General features: G+C 64.5%; 13 protein-coding genes. 6 read left to right on the forward strand and 7 right to left on the reverse strand.

Annotated features, from left to right (window positions below; translation table 11 throughout):
* Positions 1–5: 5 nt before the first annotated feature.
* The 3 genes from ACOIX3_RS24840 to coxB form a co-directional block, all read right to left on the reverse strand.
* On the reverse strand, positions 6–710 hold the full coding sequence (locus ACOIX3_RS24840; protein WP_420964683.1) for a cytochrome c oxidase subunit 3: 705 nt from the start codon (positions 708–710) through the stop codon (positions 6–8).
* A complete protein-coding gene (ctaD, locus tag ACOIX3_RS24845) occupies positions 707–2482 on the reverse strand; it encodes a cytochrome c oxidase subunit I (RefSeq protein WP_420964684.1) in 1776 nt (591 codons plus the stop codon). The genes ACOIX3_RS24840 and ctaD overlap by 4 nt, the downstream gene beginning before the upstream one ends.
* A gap of 71 nt (positions 2483–2553) precedes the next feature.
* Positions 2554–3387 (reverse strand): cytochrome c oxidase subunit II, encoded by an 834-nt coding sequence (coxB, locus tag ACOIX3_RS24850; RefSeq protein ID WP_420964685.1) that lies wholly within the window; start codon positions 3385–3387, stop codon positions 2554–2556.
* 567 nt (positions 3388–3954) lie between these two features.
* On the opposite strand from coxB, the gene ACOIX3_RS24855 reads away from it, so the two are divergent.
* Positions 3955–4851: a DUF2189 domain-containing protein gene (locus ACOIX3_RS24855; protein WP_420964686.1), complete on the forward strand. Its 897-nt coding sequence runs from the start codon at positions 3955–3957 to the stop codon at positions 4849–4851.
* Between the two features lie 181 nt (positions 4852–5032).
* Positions 5033–6412 carry a M20/M25/M40 family metallo-hydrolase gene (locus tag ACOIX3_RS24860; RefSeq protein WP_420964687.1) on the forward strand — a complete coding sequence of 460 codons (1380 nt, stop codon included), beginning with the start codon at positions 5033–5035 and terminating at the stop codon, positions 6410–6412.
* Positions 6413–6638: 226 nt separating this feature from the next.
* Here ACOIX3_RS24860 and ACOIX3_RS24865 read toward each other — a convergent pair whose 3' ends face one another.
* Positions 6639–8816 (reverse strand): molybdopterin cofactor-binding domain-containing protein, encoded by a 2178-nt coding sequence (locus ACOIX3_RS24865; protein WP_420964688.1) that lies wholly within the window; start codon positions 8814–8816, stop codon positions 6639–6641.
* A 2-nt stretch (positions 8817–8818) separates the two neighbouring features.
* Positions 8819–9280 carry a (2Fe-2S)-binding protein gene (locus ACOIX3_RS24870; protein ID WP_420964689.1) on the reverse strand — a complete coding sequence of 154 codons (462 nt, stop codon included), beginning with the start codon at positions 9278–9280 and terminating at the stop codon, positions 8819–8821.
* A 182-nt stretch (positions 9281–9462) separates the two neighbouring features.
* Between ACOIX3_RS24870 and ACOIX3_RS24875 the strand changes: the two genes are divergently transcribed.
* On the forward strand, positions 9463–10344 hold the full coding sequence (locus ACOIX3_RS24875) for a LysR substrate-binding domain-containing protein (RefSeq protein ID WP_420964690.1): 882 nt from the start codon (positions 9463–9465) through the stop codon (positions 10342–10344).
* Between the two features lie 467 nt (positions 10345–10811).
* Here ACOIX3_RS24875 and ACOIX3_RS24880 read toward each other — a convergent pair whose 3' ends face one another.
* Positions 10812–12395 carry a S10 family peptidase gene (locus ACOIX3_RS24880; protein WP_420964691.1) on the reverse strand — a complete coding sequence of 528 codons (1584 nt, stop codon included), beginning with the start codon at positions 12393–12395 and terminating at the stop codon, positions 10812–10814.
* A 162-nt stretch (positions 12396–12557) separates the two neighbouring features.
* On the opposite strand from ACOIX3_RS24880, the gene ACOIX3_RS24885 reads away from it, so the two are divergent.
* From ACOIX3_RS24885 to ACOIX3_RS24895, 3 genes are all read left to right on the forward strand, one after another.
* Complete coding sequence (locus ACOIX3_RS24885; protein WP_420964692.1) at positions 12558–13337, forward strand: NAD kinase; 780 nt, start codon at positions 12558–12560, stop codon at positions 13335–13337.
* Positions 13338–13445: 108 nt separating this feature from the next.
* Complete coding sequence (locus ACOIX3_RS24890) at positions 13446–13991, forward strand: response regulator (RefSeq protein WP_092115128.1); 546 nt, start codon at positions 13446–13448, stop codon at positions 13989–13991.
* A gap of 9 nt (positions 13992–14000) precedes the next feature.
* Complete coding sequence (locus ACOIX3_RS24895; protein WP_420964693.1) at positions 14001–14579, forward strand: Hpt domain-containing protein; 579 nt, start codon at positions 14001–14003, stop codon at positions 14577–14579.
* 60 nt (positions 14580–14639) lie between these two features.
* Here the strand turns inward: ACOIX3_RS24895 and ACOIX3_RS24900 are convergent, their stop codons facing one another.
* Entirely contained in the window at positions 14640–15821 is a 1182-nt protein-coding gene (locus ACOIX3_RS24900; RefSeq protein ID WP_420964694.1) for a DUF2336 domain-containing protein, read from the reverse strand.
* Positions 15822–15971: the final 150 nt, after the last annotated feature.

Below are 15971 nucleotides of genomic sequence, written 5' to 3' on the forward strand. Positions count from 1 at the left end.
CCTCGCTAGGTGAGTAACTGGCGACAGATGTCGATGAAATTGTCGGTCCAGCCCGTCAGCAGACCGAGCAAGATCAGCCACACCAGCAACAGGAAATGCCAATAGATGGCGCAGAGCTCCACGCTCAGGCGCATCTGCATCATCGGCGCGCCACGCCACACCTTGGCGGTCGTCCTGCCGAGCGCCACCAGACCGCCCATCAGATGCAGTCCGTGCACCGCGGTGATCAGGTAGAAGAAGGAATTGGCCGGATTGGACGCCACGAAATAGCCGGCGGCCTTCAGCTGCTGCCAGACCAACAGCTGCCCGGCCAGGAAGGTCACTGCGGATGCTCCGCCGATCAGCAGGCCGACGATCAAGCCGTCAATGTCGTCGCGTCGCGCGGCCATGTACGCCCATTGCAGCGCCACGCTGCTGACGACCAGCACGCCGGTATTGAACCACAACAGCCTGGGCAGGGGCAGCTCCCGCCAGTCCACCATGCTGTTGCGCATCGAGTAGGCGCTGATCAGGAGCGCGAACAACGAGCCGACGACCGCGAGAAACACGCCCAGTCCGATCTTCGCCGTCGGCACGGACGAACCGCGCTCACCGCGAAGATCGACGTCCACTCCTTGCTCGAGCCAGGGTTTGGCCGCCAGCCGTTGCTGCGAGAGCCACCATCCCGCGATCGCTGCGATTGTAACAGTGAACAGGATGATGGCACTCACGGATGGGCTCCCTGCGTCGCCAATCCGGCCGGCGGTTCATTCTGCGGCACAAAGTCCCTTGCGACGCCGGGCACGCTGTAATCGTAGGCCCAGCGATAGACGATGGGGAGCTCCTTGCCCCAGTTGCCATGCCCCGGCGGGGTTTCCGGTGTCTGCCACTCCAGCGAGGCGGCTCCCCAGGGATTGCTGCCGGCCTCTTTTCCCTTGAACAGGCTCCAGATGAGATTGAACAGGAAGACAAGCTGGGCGAAGCCGACAATCAGCGCCGCCACGCTCATGAACGCATTGAGGTCGTGGGCGGATGCCGGGACGAAGGTCGTCTCGCCGATGTCGTGATAGCGGCGGGGCATCCCGAGCAGGCCCAGATAGTGCATGGGGAAGAAGACCGCATAGGCCCCGATGAACGTCACCCAGAAGTGGAAACGTCCAAGCGCCTCATTGAGCATCCGTCCGGTGACTTTCGGATACCAGTGATAGAGCCCGCCAAACACGGCCATGATCGGCGCGATACCCATCACCATGTGGAAGTGCGCGACGACGAACATCGTGTCGGACAGCGGAACGTCCACAACCACGTTCCCGAGAAACAGTCCGGTCAGGCCGCCGTTCACGAATGTGATGATGAACGCGAGCGCGAACAGCATCGGCACCGTGAGATGGATGTCGCCGCGCCACAGGGTCAGCACCCAGTTGTAGACCTTGATCGCAGTCGGGATGGCGATGATGAGTGTCGTGGTGGCGAAGAAGAACCCGAAATACGGGTTCATTCCGCTCACATACATGTGGTGCGCCCATACGACGAAGCTGAGCGCACCGATTGCCACGATCGCCCAAACCATCATGCGATAGCCGAAGATGTTTTTTCGCGCGTGGACGCTGATCAGATCGGAAATGATGCCGAAGGCCGGCAAGGCGACGATGTAGACTTCGGGGTGGCCGAAGAACCAGAACAAATGCTGGAACAGGATCGGGCTGCCGCCGCCGTACTTCGTCAGCTGGCCCATCTCGACCAGCGTCGGCATGAAGAAGCTGGTTCCCAGGAGGCGGTCCAGCAGCAGCATGACCGAGGCGACGAACAGCGCCGGGAAGGCCAGCAGCGCCATCACGGTGGCCGTGAAGATGCCCCACACCGTCAGCGGCATCCGCATCAATGTCATGCCGCGCGTGCGGGCCTGCAGCACCGTCACCACATAATTGAGCCCGCCCATCGTGAAGCCGATGATGAACAGGATCAGCGAGGCCAGCATGAGAACGATGCCCCAATCCTGCCCGGGGGTACCGGAGAGAATCGCCTGGGGTGGATAAAGCGTCCAGCCTGCGCCGGTCGGCCCGCCGGGCACGAAGAACGTCGCGACCAGCACCAGCACGGCGAGCAGGTAGACCCAGTAGCTCAGCATGTTCACGTAGGGGAAGACCATGTCGCGCGCACCGACCATCAGCGGGATGAGGTAGTTGCCGAAGCCGCCGAGGAACAACGCCGTGAGCAGGTAGATCACCATGATCATGCCGTGCATGGTGATGAACTGAAGGTACTGATTGGCATCGATAAAGGAGAATGTGCCGGGAAATCCCAGTTGCAGCCGCATCATCCACGACAGCACCAGCGCAACCATCCCGATCGACATCGCCGTGATCGAGTACTGGACGGCGATCACCTTGGCGTCTTGCGAAAAGACGTATCTCGTCCACCAGCTATGCGGGTGATAGAGCTCGACCTCACCTACTTCGGCGGGCGGGATGCCTGCGACCTCATCAAACGGGATATCGACCATCGGAATAGCCTCCTTGGTCTTCCGCTCAGCGACGAGTTCACCTCATATCGGGCTGATCCTCGTCGGCATGTTCATTCGCTTCCAGTCTTGTACGCGGCCTTCGCGACGTCGTGCTGGCCTGACAACTCCGCAAACGTCCGCTGCTTCTCCAGCCACGCGTGATATTCTTTCGCTTCCTGCACGATGACCCTGCTCCGCATCTGCGCGTGCGCGGTACCACACAGCTCCGCACAGAGGACGTCGAATGTTCCGGTGCGGGTGGGCGTGAACCAGTAATAGGTCACCGAGCCCGGTATCATGTCCATCTTGGCCCGGAACTCGGGCACGTAGAAATCATGCAGAACGTCGATTGAGCGAAGCAACACCTTCACCGGCTTCCCAACCGGCAGATGCAGATCGTCGCTTTGAACGACGATGTCGTCCTGTCCGTTCGGATCGTTGGGATTCAACCCCAGAGGATTGTCGGGACTGATCAGGCGCGCATCTGACGTGCCGAGCCGGCCGTCTTTTCCCGGAAGCCGATAACTCCACATCCACTGTTGTCCAACGACCTCGACGTCGGTCGCGTCGTCGGGGACGGTGACGAACTGGTGCCAGACGACCAGGCCGGGCGCCAACATGGCGGCGACGCCGACTGCCGTCACGATGCTGAGCCACCATTCGAGCTTCTTGTTTTCGGGATTGTAGGCGGCCCGCCGTCCCTCCTTGTGGTGGAAGCGGAACACGCAGTAAGCCATGAACGCGATGACCGCGCAGAAAACCGCACCGGTGATCCAGAACGTCAGATTGATCGTGTCGTCGATGTAGCGCCAATTCGAGGCGATCGGCGTCCACCACCACGGGCTGTAGATGTGAAACAGCACCGAGGCGACTGCAACCAGGAGCAGTACGAGCGCGACAGCCATCCCTCATTCCTCCTTGCCATTGAAGGCTACGGAGACGAACGAAAGGGCGGAGCTCACGTCAAAGGTATGGTGTCAAAGGTATGGTGTCACGGACACCATCACCGTGCCTTTTGCCTCGCCCATTCTGCCGGTCGCGACGCTGGGACATCATGACAAAGGATCAACGTCACGGCCGCAATCTCATCGGAGCTTGGGGGCGTTCAGTGCATTCAAGATGGTACTCGTCGAGCCCGGCGTCAATAGAGGAGTATGTCCCGCCTCTGTCCGGCGCGCGTTGGCGCGAATGCATTGCGTGCCGGAGCGCACCGATCGGGACCCGCCATCGGATGGTGCATCGCAAAACCTGGCCTGTGCGATTGCACAATTTTCCCGACCGCGTTCGCCATCTTGCTTCTGCTGCGTATCGGACTAGTTTGATTGGACCGGTTGCGACGGATGTCGTCCGGCAAGCTCCTTCTGGTTGAATCTGATTTGCCGGACTCAGTCGCGATTTTCGCGCATGAGGCGGATGTGCGTGTGTTGATGGCGCTCCGTTCCCCTGCGGGCACAAGCAAGGAGACCGGAACCATGACCACCGTATTCGCACGACCCAAACTACAATTGTTCGGCGTCTCGACCGCCTTTGTCGTTCGCAAGATCAGCTTTTCCGACCTGGGCGACGCGCTGCGCCTGGGCTGGGAAGACTTCAAGGCCATCCCGACCCACGCAATCGTCCTGTGCGTGATGTACCCCGTCCTCGGACTTGTCCTGTTCAGACTTGTGATCGGCTATTCGGTGCTGCCGCTGCTGTTTCCGCTCGCCGCCGGCTTCGCCCTGATCGGTCCTTTCGCCGGATTAGGCCTCTACGAACTGAGCCGCCGCCGCGACCGGGGAGAGGAGCCAGGAGCCTGGGATGCAATGCAGGTGCTGCGCGCGCCGTCGTTTGGCGCCATGCTCGAACTTGGCATTCTGCTGTTCGTTCTGTTCGGGGTCTGGATCGCCGCCGCGGACGCGATCTACATTGCGACTTTCGGCTATGCTCCGGCTGCGAGCATTCCTGATTTCGCAGAGCGCGTGTTGACGACGCCCGAAGGCTGGTCGCTCATCATCGTCGGATGCGGCGTCGGCTTCCTTTTCGCCCTGGTTGCCCTGTGCGTCAGCGTCGTGTCGTTTCCACTGATGCTCGACCGCCATGCGACAGCGATCGATGCGATCCGCACCTCGATACGGGCCGTGATGATGAATCCAATTGAGATGGCCGCGTGGGGATTGATCGTTGCGGTATTGCTGGCCGTGGGCTCACTGCCATTCTTCGTCGGTCTCTGCGTCGTTCTGCCGGTGCTTGGTCATGCGACCTGGCATCTTTACAGGAAGGTGATCGAGCCCGACCCGAATCCTCCGCAAGAAGAGCCCCGCCCGCCGATCGGTCATCGCTACGCGGCCGATTTCCCGGCCTCGCTCTTCCCGTGGAGCCGTGAGCGTTAGTGATACCGGCGCGAGCTGGATCGCTCGCGGGGCATGGCGGACGTAGCTGTTGTCGCGCCGATGGCGATTGACGTCTCCCGTTGATTGTCTCTTTGGAGGCAGGTAAAGCGCTTGCGCAATTCGACGCTGATCGCGCCGGCGTCCCCCGGTGCGACGACCGCTCCATTGCCAGGTGCTCATCATGGCTTCTCCCGACGCATTGGCTGCCGTCTTCACTCATATCGAAGCCAACCGCGACAGCTTCCTGCAGCGCCTGATCGCTTATCTGCGCCATCCGAGCATCAGTGCCGAGAACATCGGCATCGCCGAGGTCGGCGCCCTGCTGGTCGAGATGCTCACAGGGATCGGCCTCGAAGCCGGCCTTGTCCCGACGGAGGGTTATCCGATGGTGGTGGCGCGCTGGGAGAAGGCACCGGGCAAGCCGACCGTCCTGCTGTACGGACACTATGACGTGCAGCCGGCCGACCCGCTCGAGAAATGGATATCGCCGCCCTTCGAGCCGACGATCCGGGACGGCCGGCTCTATGCACGCGGCGTCGGTGACAACAAGGGCCAGCACCTCGCCCAGATCCTGGCGATCGAATCCCATCTCAAGGTGCACGGCGAACTGCCCTGCAACGTCATCCTGCTGCTGGAGGGCGAGGAGGAGATCGGCAGCCCGCACATCGCCGGTTTCGTGCGCGCCAACGCGCATCTCTTGAAGGCCGATCTTGCCGTCACCGCCGACGGCCCGCGCCATGCCAGCGGCGCACCGACGATCAAGTTCGGCTCGCGCGGCGTCGTCTCCTTCGAGCTGCGCTGCCGCCATGCCAGCCGCGACGTCCATTCCGGCAACTTCGGCGGCGTTGTGCCGAACCCGATCTGGACGCTGGTCCACCTTCTCGGCACCATGAAGAACGCAGCCGGGGAGATCACCATCGAGGGGCTGCACGATGCCGTCGAGCCGCCGGCGGCTGAGGAACTGGCGGCGATCGAGCGCCTGCCGCTCGATATCGAGGCCGTCAAAGCGAGCCTTGCACTGAAGCGCCTCGACGCGCCCGCCGACCGCCCCTTCTACGACCGTCTCTGCTTCCAGCCGACGCTGACCATCAACGGCTTCCACGGCGGCTATGGCGGCCCCGGCACCAAGACCGTGCTGCCGAACGAGGCCTTCGTCAAATGCGACATCCGTCTCGTCGAAGCTCAGGACGCCGAGGACATCCTGCGCAAGGTCCGCGCTCACGTCGCCAAGCATGCGCCCGAGGTCGAATTCGTCGCTGCAGACATGGGGATGCAGCCCTCGAAGACGCCGATCGCCTCGCCCTACACCGCGCCGCTGCGCCGCGCCTTCGTTGCCGCCCATGGCCAGGAGCCGCTGCTGATACCGGCCGGCTTCGGCAGTCTGCCCAACTACGTTTTCACCAAGCTCCTGGGCATCCCTGCCTTCGTCACGCCCTATGCCAATCCGGACGAAGCCAACCATGCGCCGAACGAAAACATGACGCTGGACTGCTTCTACAGCGGCTTGCGCACCGGGGCCGCATTGTTGCACGAGCTCGGCCAGTTCCGGCGCGAGGGCTAGACCCGGCCTGTCGAGGCAATAAAACAAGACCCGTAAGGCCATCGCACAGGGAAAGCCGGGATTGCTCCGGTTACACCTGTGGCCCTACCTCCCCGTGCTTTTTGTTGCACCGGACCCATGGCTGCGATCGGCACCCGGCTTTCCCTGCGCCCTCTTCAAGCGAGAGGGCGCGCGAGCCGAAGTCACCCTCGACCCGCGAAGCACAGCCGTGCCATCCCTCAATCGGTCACGCCTGCTTCAACACCGCCGGATCGACCGGCATCTTTCGCAGCCGCTTGCCGGTCGCCGCGAAGATCGCATTGCTGATCGCAGGCACGATTCCCGATGTCCCGGTCTCGCCCATGCCGCCGGGCGGCTCGGTGCTCGGCACGATATGGACCTCGATGGCCGGCGCCTGATCGATCCGCAGCATCTGGTAGCTGTCGAAATTGCTCTGCTCGACGCGACCGTCCTTCAGCGTGATTTCGCCGTAGAGCGCGGCGGTGACCCCGAAATTGATGCCACTCTGCAGCTGCGCCTGCACGGTGTCGGGATTGACCACGGTGCCGCAGTCCATCGCGCAGACGACGCGGTGGACGCGGACCGAACCGTCCTTGGCCACCTCGATCTCGGCAATCTGTGCGAGGTAGCTGCCGAACACGAATTGCAGCGACACGCCGCGGCCGCGCCCGGCCGGCAGCTTGCCGCCCCAACCGGCCTTGGCCGCCGCGAGCTCGAGCGCCGCCTTGGCGCGTGGCGACTTGCCGAGCAGCGCCCGGCGATAATCGACCGGATCCTGCTTGGCGGCCGCCGCCATCTCGTCGATCATGCTTTCGGTGACGAACACGTTGTGCGAGGGCCCGACGCTGCGCCAGAACGCGGTCGGAATGCCGGGCGGCTCGACCCGGACATATTCGACGTGGAAGTTCGGAATGTCATAGACGAGATCGATCGCACCTTCTGTCGTGTCGGGGTCGAGACCGTTGCGGAACGCCGGCGGCGCCCATCGCGCAATGACGGAAGATCCCGCGAACCGATTGTTCCAGGCCACCGGCTTGCCCGATGCATCGAGACCGACCGCAATCCGGTCGCACCAGTACGGCCGGTACATGTCGTGCTGGATGTCCTCCTCGCGGGTCCACACCACCTTGACCGGCGCATCGACCTGCTTTGCGATCTGCACGGCGCGGATGACACCATCGACCTCGAGCCTGCGGCCAAAGCCGCCGCCGAGCAGATGATTGTGCACCACCACCTTCTCCGGCGGCAGGTCCAGCATCTTCGCGGCCACCGCCTGCACGCGCGACAGCGCCTGGTTGCCGACCCAGATTTCGCAGCCGTCGGCGCGAACATGCACGGTGCAGTTCATCGGCTCCATCGTCGCATGGGCGAGGAACGGCAGCTGATAGGTCGCCTCGAGCTTCGTCGCCGCGCCCGCCAGCGCCTTGTCGGCGTCGCCGATATTCTGCGCGACCGCGCCGGGCTTCGTGGTGGCGGCTTCGAGCTCGCGCGCGATATCTGACGTGGCGAGCTTGGCGTGAGCGCCCTCGTCCCATTCGATCGTGAGCGCCGCGAGACCTTTCTTCGCCGCCCCCATGTGATCGGCCACCACGGCGACGGCGTCATCGAGCTTCACGATCTGGCGCACGCCGTTGACGGCCTTCGCCGCCGCATCATCCACGCGCTTGATCCGCCCGCCGAACACCGGCGACTGCGCCAGCGTCGCGATCTTCACGCCGGGTGGCCGTGCGTCGATGCCGTAGACCGCCGAGCCGTTGATCTTGGAGGGCGTATCGAGCCGCTTGGCCGGCGTGCCGATCAGCTTGAACTCGGCCGGGCTCTTCAGCGTCACATTCTCCGGCACCGGCATCTGCGCCGCGTCGGCCGCCAATTCGCCGTAACCGAGCTTGCGTCCCGAGGCTGCATGATGCACCTCACCGTTCTCGGCGCGGCACGAGCCCGCCTCGACGTTCCAGCGCTTGGCGGCGGCTGCGACCAGCATCGCCTTCGCGGTGGCGCCGGCTTTCCGCATCGGCTGCCAGGCGCCGCGCATCGCATTCGAATTGCCGGTCGCTTGCACGCCGAGCAGCGGGTTGGCATAGAGCTTGTCGCTCGGCGGCGCATGCTCGAGCTGCACCTGCGTCAAGCCGATCTCGAGCTCCTCGGCGATCAGCATCGGGATCGAGGTGTAGGTGCCCTGCCCCATCTCGACATAGGGCATGGTCAGCACGACCTTGCCGTCGCCGCCGATCCGAATGAAGGCATTCGGCGCGAAGTCACCGGCGGCCGCGGCTTCGCCCTCGCGGCTCGCGAACGGCAGGCTCACGCTAAGTAACAGGCCGCCGCCTGCGATCGCGCTGGCGCGGAGGAAGTTGCGGCGCGACAGATCGGCGGAGCGCTCAGACACATTGTTCATCAGCGTCATGATCAACCTCCCGACTGCGCGGCTTGCTTGATGGCTTCGCGAATGCGGACATAGGTCCCGCAGCGGCAGATATTCCCCGACATCGCGTCGTCTATATCGGCATCGGTCGGCTTCGGCTTGCCTGCGAGCAAGGCGGCGGCGGACATGATCTGCCCGGACTGGCAGTAGCCGCATTGCGGCACCTCATGCGCGAGCCAGGCGTCCTGGATCTTCTTGCCCGCCGGCGTCTTGCCGACCGCCTCGATGGTCGTGATCTTGGAGTCGCCGATGCTGTCGATCGTCGTGATGCAGGAACGCACCGCGCTATCATCGAGATGCACCGTACAGGCGCCGCACAGCGCCATGCCGCAGCCGAATTTGGTGCCGGTCATGCCGAGCACGTCGCGCAGCACCCACAGCAGCGGCGTATCGCCATCGGCATCGACCGAATGACTGGTCCCATTGATCATGATCTGGAAAGGCATCCTGACACTCCTGTCCTGGTTCGAGACCCGCCCGGACTGCGCCCCTCCGGGCGCAACCGCGACATTCCAAAGCGATTGAACGCGCATTCGCGCCGATTGCTCACTTGTGGTAATAAATCCAATTCCAATGCAGCGTAACTGGCGCGATGATGCGCAATGAAATAACCATTGGTTTATAATCCATGGACCGACTGACCAGCATGTCCGTGTTCGCCCGCGTCGCCGATCTCGGGTCGTTCACCGCGGCGGCCAAAGAGCTGCGGATCTCGCCGACCATGATCGGCAAGCATATCCGTTTTCTCGAGGACCGGCTCGGCTCGCAATTGATCAACCGGTCGACCCGGCGGCAGGGTCTCACCGAGCTCGGCCGCAGTTATCTCGATCACTGCAAGCAGTTGCTGGAACAGGCCGAGGCCGGCGACGCGCTGGTCGAGGAGGCGTTGAGCGCGCCGCGCGGCAAGCTGCGCGTGGCGACCTCGGTCGCCTTCGGGTCGTACAGCCTGGCGCCCGCGCTGGTCCGCTTCATGAAGAGATATCCGGAAGTCTCGGTCGACCTCATCCTCAGCGACAAGATGGTCGATCTGCTCGAGGAAGGCCTCGACGCCGCGATCCGCGTCGGCACCCTGACCGACTCCACCATGATGTCGCGCTCGCTGTCGCCCTACACCGGCGTCGTCTGCGCCGCGCCAGGCTATCTCGCCGAACACGGCACACCAACGCACCCGGGGGATCTCATCCACCATGAATGCCTGCGCTATCCCGGCTGGTCGGACGGGCAGCGATGGACCTTCGTCGGACCGGAGGGCGAAGTGCATGTCGATGTCGGGAGCCGCCTCTTCATCAACAGCGCGTTCGGCATCCGCTATGCGGCGCTGGCCGGCGCCGGCATCGTGCTGATGCGCGACGAGCTGCTGGCCGACGATATCGCCGCGGGCCGGCTGCAGGTGCTGCTGCCGAACTACTCGACGCAAAGCCGCGCACGCCAGATCCTGTGGCCGAAGCACCGCAAGATGACCCCGAAGCTCCGCGCGCTGATCGACTTCATCGTGGAGACCTATGGCTGAGACCGATTGACCCAGTGCAATTCGGAAGATCATGTCGCGAGAACGCGGATGTATGACTCACCGCCGCGCAACACATTCGCTGTCGTCCCGGCGAAAGCCGGGACCCATAACCACCGAAGGGTGATTGTTGCGCGACGCTGGGGCCACAGCCCTCTTCAACAACACGACCCTGTGGTTATGGGTCCCTGCTTTCGCAGGGACGACGATCGGGATGCAGGAACGCGCCAGACATTCGATGTCGTCCTGGCGAAAACCAGGACGACGACAATATTGCCACGGGCAGCGCAACAACTCACTGTCGTCCCTGCGAAAGCAGGGACCCATAACCACCAATGTAAATTGATGCGCGCCGCTGGAACGACGAGTCCCGCTGACAACATCCGCCGCGGCGTATGGGTCCCTGCTTTCGCAGGGACGACGGCGGTATGCGTGGCGCCGGCGACGCAATCCACGCCGCCACCTTCCCCTCACTTCACCAGCGCCTCGACCTCCTTGCGGAAGGCCTGGCGCGAGCCGTCGCGGGAGTAGAACATGTGGCCGCCGGGATAGACCACGAGCTTGGTGCGGCTCGGACCCGCGAAGGCCGGCAGCTGGTCGAGGATGATCTTCGAGGCGAAGTAAGGCGTTGCGAGATCGAACAGGCCGTGACCGATCAGGAGCTTCAGCTTGGGGTCGAGCGCCAACATCTGGCGCAGCTGCGTCACCGATTCCGGCGGGCTGATGCCGTGGCCGAACTCCCAGCCCTTGCTCACGCTTTCGCTCAGCAGATGATAGGAGCCGTCCGGCCGCCAGTTCAGTCTGCGCGTCGTGAGGTCGACGGCGGCGCTGGTCAGCGGCGCCATCAAGGGATCGCCGGACGGATCGTTGAAGCGGAAGGAGCTGGAGTCCGGATAGGGATCGAAGCCTTCGATCGAGGCGTCGTAGCGGCCGGTCACCTTGCCGTTCTTGCGATCGAACTCGCGGCGGAATTCGCCGATGTCGAAGCGGCCGGCGAGCCTGCGGCTCACCGCCGGATCGATGCCGGTCAGGCTCGCGACCTTGTCGGCGAGCCGCGCGGTGGCCTCGGTATCGGCCTGCCCCTTGACGAGATCGAGCAGGAAATCGCCGCGCGCGTAGCTCTCGACGTCGGCAAGATCCTCGCGCGTCACCGGCCCCTTGGCCTGTCGCGCGACCGCCGTCATGGTCGGCAGGCTCGCGACATATTGCAGGAGGCTGGAGCCGGTATAGTCGCGGAAATCGAGCACCGGCGAGATCAGGATCAGGCCGCGTACGCCGACACCCTGCTGCATTTGCAGATTGCGCACCACCTTGGGTCCGCGAATGCCGCCATAGCTTTCGCCGGCGACGTATTTCGGCGAGGTCAGCCGGTCGTATTTCTCCAGCCAGCGGCGGATCACCAGCGCGACCGAATTGGCATCGCCATCGACGGTGAAGAAGCGCTTGCGCGCATCCTCCGAGGTGGTGACGAAACGGCTGTAGCCGGTGCCGACCGGATCGATGAAGACAAGATCGGTGAAATCGAGCCAGGTGTCGGCATTCGGCTGCAGCTCGGGCGAGGCCGAGGCCACCGCTCCGTCGAACGGCAGTCGCCACGGCCCGACATTGCCGAATTGCAGCCAGGCGGACGCGGAGCCCGGCCCGCCGTTGAACAGCAACGTCACCGGCCGGCTCGCCTTCTCGGCGCCGTCGAGCTGATAGGAGGTGTAGGCGATGTCGGCGAGCGGCTCACCCTTGTCGTCGAACACGCGGATCGAGCCCGCGGTCGCGCTGAAGGCGAGCGTGCGTCCGGGCAGCGCGACCGATTGCTTGGTCGTGGAATCCGACGGCAGGCGGTGCTGCTCGGCGGCAGGCGCGTTGGCCGCGGCGCTGGCGCTGGAGCCGGTCTCGCCGCGCCCTGCCCGTCCCTTCTGGCCGCTTGGGTTCTGGCCGCTTGGGGCCTGCGCGCTCGGCGACGGCGACGGCTGCGGGGTCTCGTCGTCGGCCCGCACCGCGGTTGCGAGGCAGGCCACCAGCAACGCCGCGGTGAGCTGTGTCGCAAAACTGTTAGCCATGCCGTTCACTCCCTGGGCCGACATTTACGCATATCACCAGCGAACTGCGCTAGTGTGGCGGCACCCGTTGGGCATCGGGTCTCTTACGGGACCATCTCGACAAGGCCGCCCGGGATGTATAGACGAGCGCGGCGTGTTCCGTGCCAAACGAGTTCGTGAGCGATGGCTAGCTCCAAGCGGTATGACAAGATCGCCTTCGTCGCCAGCGCGAGCTCGGAAGCGCAGACGGCGCTCGAGCAGCTGACCGCGATGTACGGCAACCATTCGGCCGCCGATGCCGACGTTGTGGTTGCGCTCGGCGGCGATGGATTGATGCTGCAGACGCTGCACGCCAACATGCGCAGCGGCAAGCCGATCTACGGCATGCACCGCGGCACCGTCGGCTTCCTGATGAACGAATATTCGACGCACGATCTGCGCACGCGGCTGGCGGCTTCGCGGGAGTCGCTGATCAATCCGCTGCTGATGCGCGCGACCGACATCCATGGCGCGGTGCATCTGCATCACGCCATCAACGAGGTCGCGCTGTTCCGGCAGACCTACCAGGTCGCCAAGCTGCGCATCCTGATCGATGAGCATGAGCGGATGCCCGAGCTGATGGCCGATGGCATCCTGGTGGCGACGCCGGCCGGGTCGACCGCCTACAATCTCTCCGCCCAGGGGCCGATCCTGCCGATCAACGCGGCGCTGCTGGCGCTGACCCCGATCAGCGCGTTCCGGCCGCGGCGCTGGCGCGGCGCGCTGCTGCCGAATTCCGCCTTCGTGGTGATCGAGGTAATCGAGGACGAGAAGCGCCCGGTCGCCGCGGTCGCCGACCATGACGAGGTCCGCGATGTCCGCCGGGTCGAGGTCTTGTCCGACAAGACGATCGCGATGCGGATGCTGTTCGATCCCGGCCACTCGCTCGAAGAGCGTATCCTGCGCGAGCAGTTCGGCTACTGACGGCGCACGGCCCCACCCTGCCCGGCAACCAATCATTAACCCCGGGCGGGATATGGTTAACGCTGGGTAATACCGCATTGGCCCGGTATGCCCGTTCGGGACCGGACCATGTATCGCATCGATTTCAACAAGCTGCGATTTTTGATTTGCGACGACAATCCGCACATGCGCCGCATCCTGCGGACGCTGTTGCATTCGTTCGGCGCGCGCGAGGTGTATGAGGCCGAGGACGGCGCCACCGCGCTCGAGATGTACACCCATTACGTGCCCGACATCGTCATCACCGACTGGTCGATGCCGATCTTCGACGGGCTCGAGCTCGCGCAGATGATCCGGCAGCCGGAATCCAAAGGCAATCCCTACGCGCCGATCATCATGCTGACCGGGCATTCCGAGAAGCGCCGCGTCACGGTGGCGCGCGATGCCGGCGTCACCGAATTCCTGGCCAAGCCGATCTCGGCCAAGGGCCTCTACCAGCGCATCATGAACGTGGTCGCCAATCCGCGCCCGTTCATCAAGACCAAGACCTATTTCGGTCCCGACCGCCGCCGCAACACCACCAACACCTATATCGGCCCCGAACGCCGCGGCAGCGGCGAGGTCGAAATCCTGCAACAGCCGTCGCTGCTCGAGAAGGCGCGCTCGACCATTTAGGATATCGCCATGGCGAAAGACAAAACCGGGACGATCGAGGTCAAGAGCTTCGGCACCCATCACGTCATCACGCAGCCGAACCCGCTGCGCAAGGTGCTGCTGCGCGTCCCCGAGAGCGATCTCGACGATCCGGTCGGCCGCGCCGAAAAGGCGCTCGCCGGGCTGTCGGGCGAGTTCAAGGAATGGATGACGATCGAGGCCGACCGCCTCTCCGCCGCGCACGCCACGGTGCAGCGCGAGGGCTTCAACGACAAGACGCGCGAGGAGCTGTTCCGCGCCGCGCACGACATCAAGGGCGATGCCGCGACATTCGGTTATCCCTCGGCGGCGGCGGCAGCCGAAAGCCTGTGCCGCATCATCGAGCACGCGCCTGACCTCGCCACGGTGCCGGCGCAGCTGATTGCCCACCACATCAACGCCGTGCAGGCGATCGTGCGGAACCGCACCAAGCTCGACACCGCGGTCGTGGCCGGCGTGCTGAGCAAGCAGCTCCGCGGTATCGCCGATGAATTCCTGACCCACGCCAACCGCGACCGCCCCGAGCATCTCGAGGCCATCCTCGCGCCGAGCATCGTACCCGGCGAATAGCCGCGCGCCGCGGCGGCGGCCACGGCTTCAATCATCGTCGATCACGGGAAAACGCGGCCCTCAGGCCGCGATCAGATCGTCGTCGTAAGGCAGCACCGCGACCGCGTCTTCCGCGGCGAGCTCCTCACAGAACATGCGCGCATCCTCGCGGGCTGATTCCGTCGCGAAGCGGCGCAGCAGGATCAGCAGCGGTTCGGCGGCCGAATGATCGGTCTCGCAATGGGTCAGCACGCGCTCGACCATGCGGCGATGCAGCCGCGCGGCACCGTCGCCGCTGTCGACATAGCCGACCTCGTGGCTGGCCTCGAGCGCGACGCGGAACGCCGCGTAGGTGGATTCCGGCAGGCCGGCGCGCCGCAGCAGCGCCTGCAGGCCGTTGCCGCCGCGGTCATTCAACAGCGCGGAAACCCGGCCATAGGGCAGTCCGGACAATTCGGCGAGCGCGGCCCCGAACAAATCGAGATTGCCCGACAGCAGCGCGCGCAGGATCAACCCGGCGGTGAGCTGGCCGGTGGCGCGCAGATGCGTGATCAGGTTCTGCATGTCGTCGCCGAAGGCACGCGCGGCGATGTTCACCGTGGAGCGCTCCTTCGCCTCGCCGGCGATGCGGTCGGCGCGGTCGGCGCCGAGCCAGTTTCGCGCGACGACGAACTGCGCCAGCGTGTCGGAGAGCTTTGCGACCAGCGCGAGCCGCGTCGCCGACGGCAAATCTTCCAGATGCAGCATCGATTCCCGGATGGCGGCGAGATGGCCGTGGCGCTCGACGATGCGGTCCCAGGAGAACGGCGCAAGCCCGGCGTAGGGATTCTCGATCAGCTCGAGCGCGGCTGCCGCCGACCCGACTTCGGCGATCGCCGCGGCGACCGAGGCCGGCAGATTGGCGCGGCGCGCGATCGCGCACTGCATCTCGTCGGAGCCGGTCGCGACGATGTCGACCAGGTCGGCATCGATCAGCAGCGGTGAATGCTCCAGCACCGGCAGCGCGATCGCCGGCTGGTCGGCCGACAGCGCCTGCACGATCGTAGCCGGCGCCTCCGCGCTGTATGCAAATACCTCGGCCATCGCCTGTCGCACCAACGGCGACGGGTCGTCGAGCAGCATCAGCAGCGCGCCTTCGGCTGCGATGCGGTCGTCCTCGGTGAGATCCGAAATGAGCCAGGCCCGGGCCAACGCCCGCGTCGCCTCTGCCCGCTCGCCTGCTGGAGCGGTCCTAATCCAACTAATGAACTGCCGAACGATCATGGTCCTGCCGGCTTACGCAACGAGACGGCATCGACCTACGATGCCAACTACAAGGAAAAATAAACCATGACGCTTAACAAAGGGTTCACCATAAACGTTTGGGATTATTGACGTTTCGTTAAGATGGCCACGGCGCGCCAACGCACCTGC

It is taken from the genome of Bradyrhizobium sp. B120, assembly GCF_049075665.1.
GTDB lineage: Bacteria > Pseudomonadota > Alphaproteobacteria > Rhizobiales > Xanthobacteraceae > Bradyrhizobium.

Coding starts and splice junctions, on each gene's coding strand:
- ACOIX3_RS24870 (WP_420964689.1), bottom strand. CDS start 9,280: ATGCCTTTCCAGATCATGATCAATGGGACCAGTCATTCGGTCGATGCC.
- coxB (WP_420964685.1), bottom strand. CDS start 3,387: ATGGCTGTCGCGCTCGTACTGCTCCTGGTTGCAGTCGCCTCGGTGCTG.
- ACOIX3_RS24900 (WP_420964694.1), bottom strand. CDS start 15,821: ATGATCGTTCGGCAGTTCATTAGTTGGATTAGGACCGCTCCAGCAGGC.
- ACOIX3_RS24860 (WP_420964687.1), top strand. CDS start 5,033: ATGGCTTCTCCCGACGCATTGGCTGCCGTCTTCACTCATATCGAAGCC.
- ACOIX3_RS24885 (WP_420964692.1), top strand. CDS start 12,558: ATGGCTAGCTCCAAGCGGTATGACAAGATCGCCTTCGTCGCCAGCGCG.
- ACOIX3_RS24865 (WP_420964688.1), bottom strand. CDS start 8,816: ATGACGCTGATGAACAATGTGTCTGAGCGCTCCGCCGATCTGTCGCGC.
- ACOIX3_RS24890 (WP_092115128.1), top strand. CDS start 13,446: ATGTATCGCATCGATTTCAACAAGCTGCGATTTTTGATTTGCGACGAC.
- ACOIX3_RS24875 (WP_420964690.1), top strand. CDS start 9,463: ATGGACCGACTGACCAGCATGTCCGTGTTCGCCCGCGTCGCCGATCTC.
- ACOIX3_RS24855 (WP_420964686.1), top strand. CDS start 3,955: ATGACCACCGTATTCGCACGACCCAAACTACAATTGTTCGGCGTCTCG.
- ACOIX3_RS24880 (WP_420964691.1), bottom strand. CDS start 12,395: ATGGCTAACAGTTTTGCGACACAGCTCACCGCGGCGTTGCTGGTGGCC.
- ACOIX3_RS24895 (WP_420964693.1), top strand. CDS start 14,001: ATGGCGAAAGACAAAACCGGGACGATCGAGGTCAAGAGCTTCGGCACC.
- ctaD (WP_420964684.1), bottom strand. CDS start 2,482: ATGGTCGATATCCCGTTTGATGAGGTCGCAGGCATCCCGCCCGCCGAA.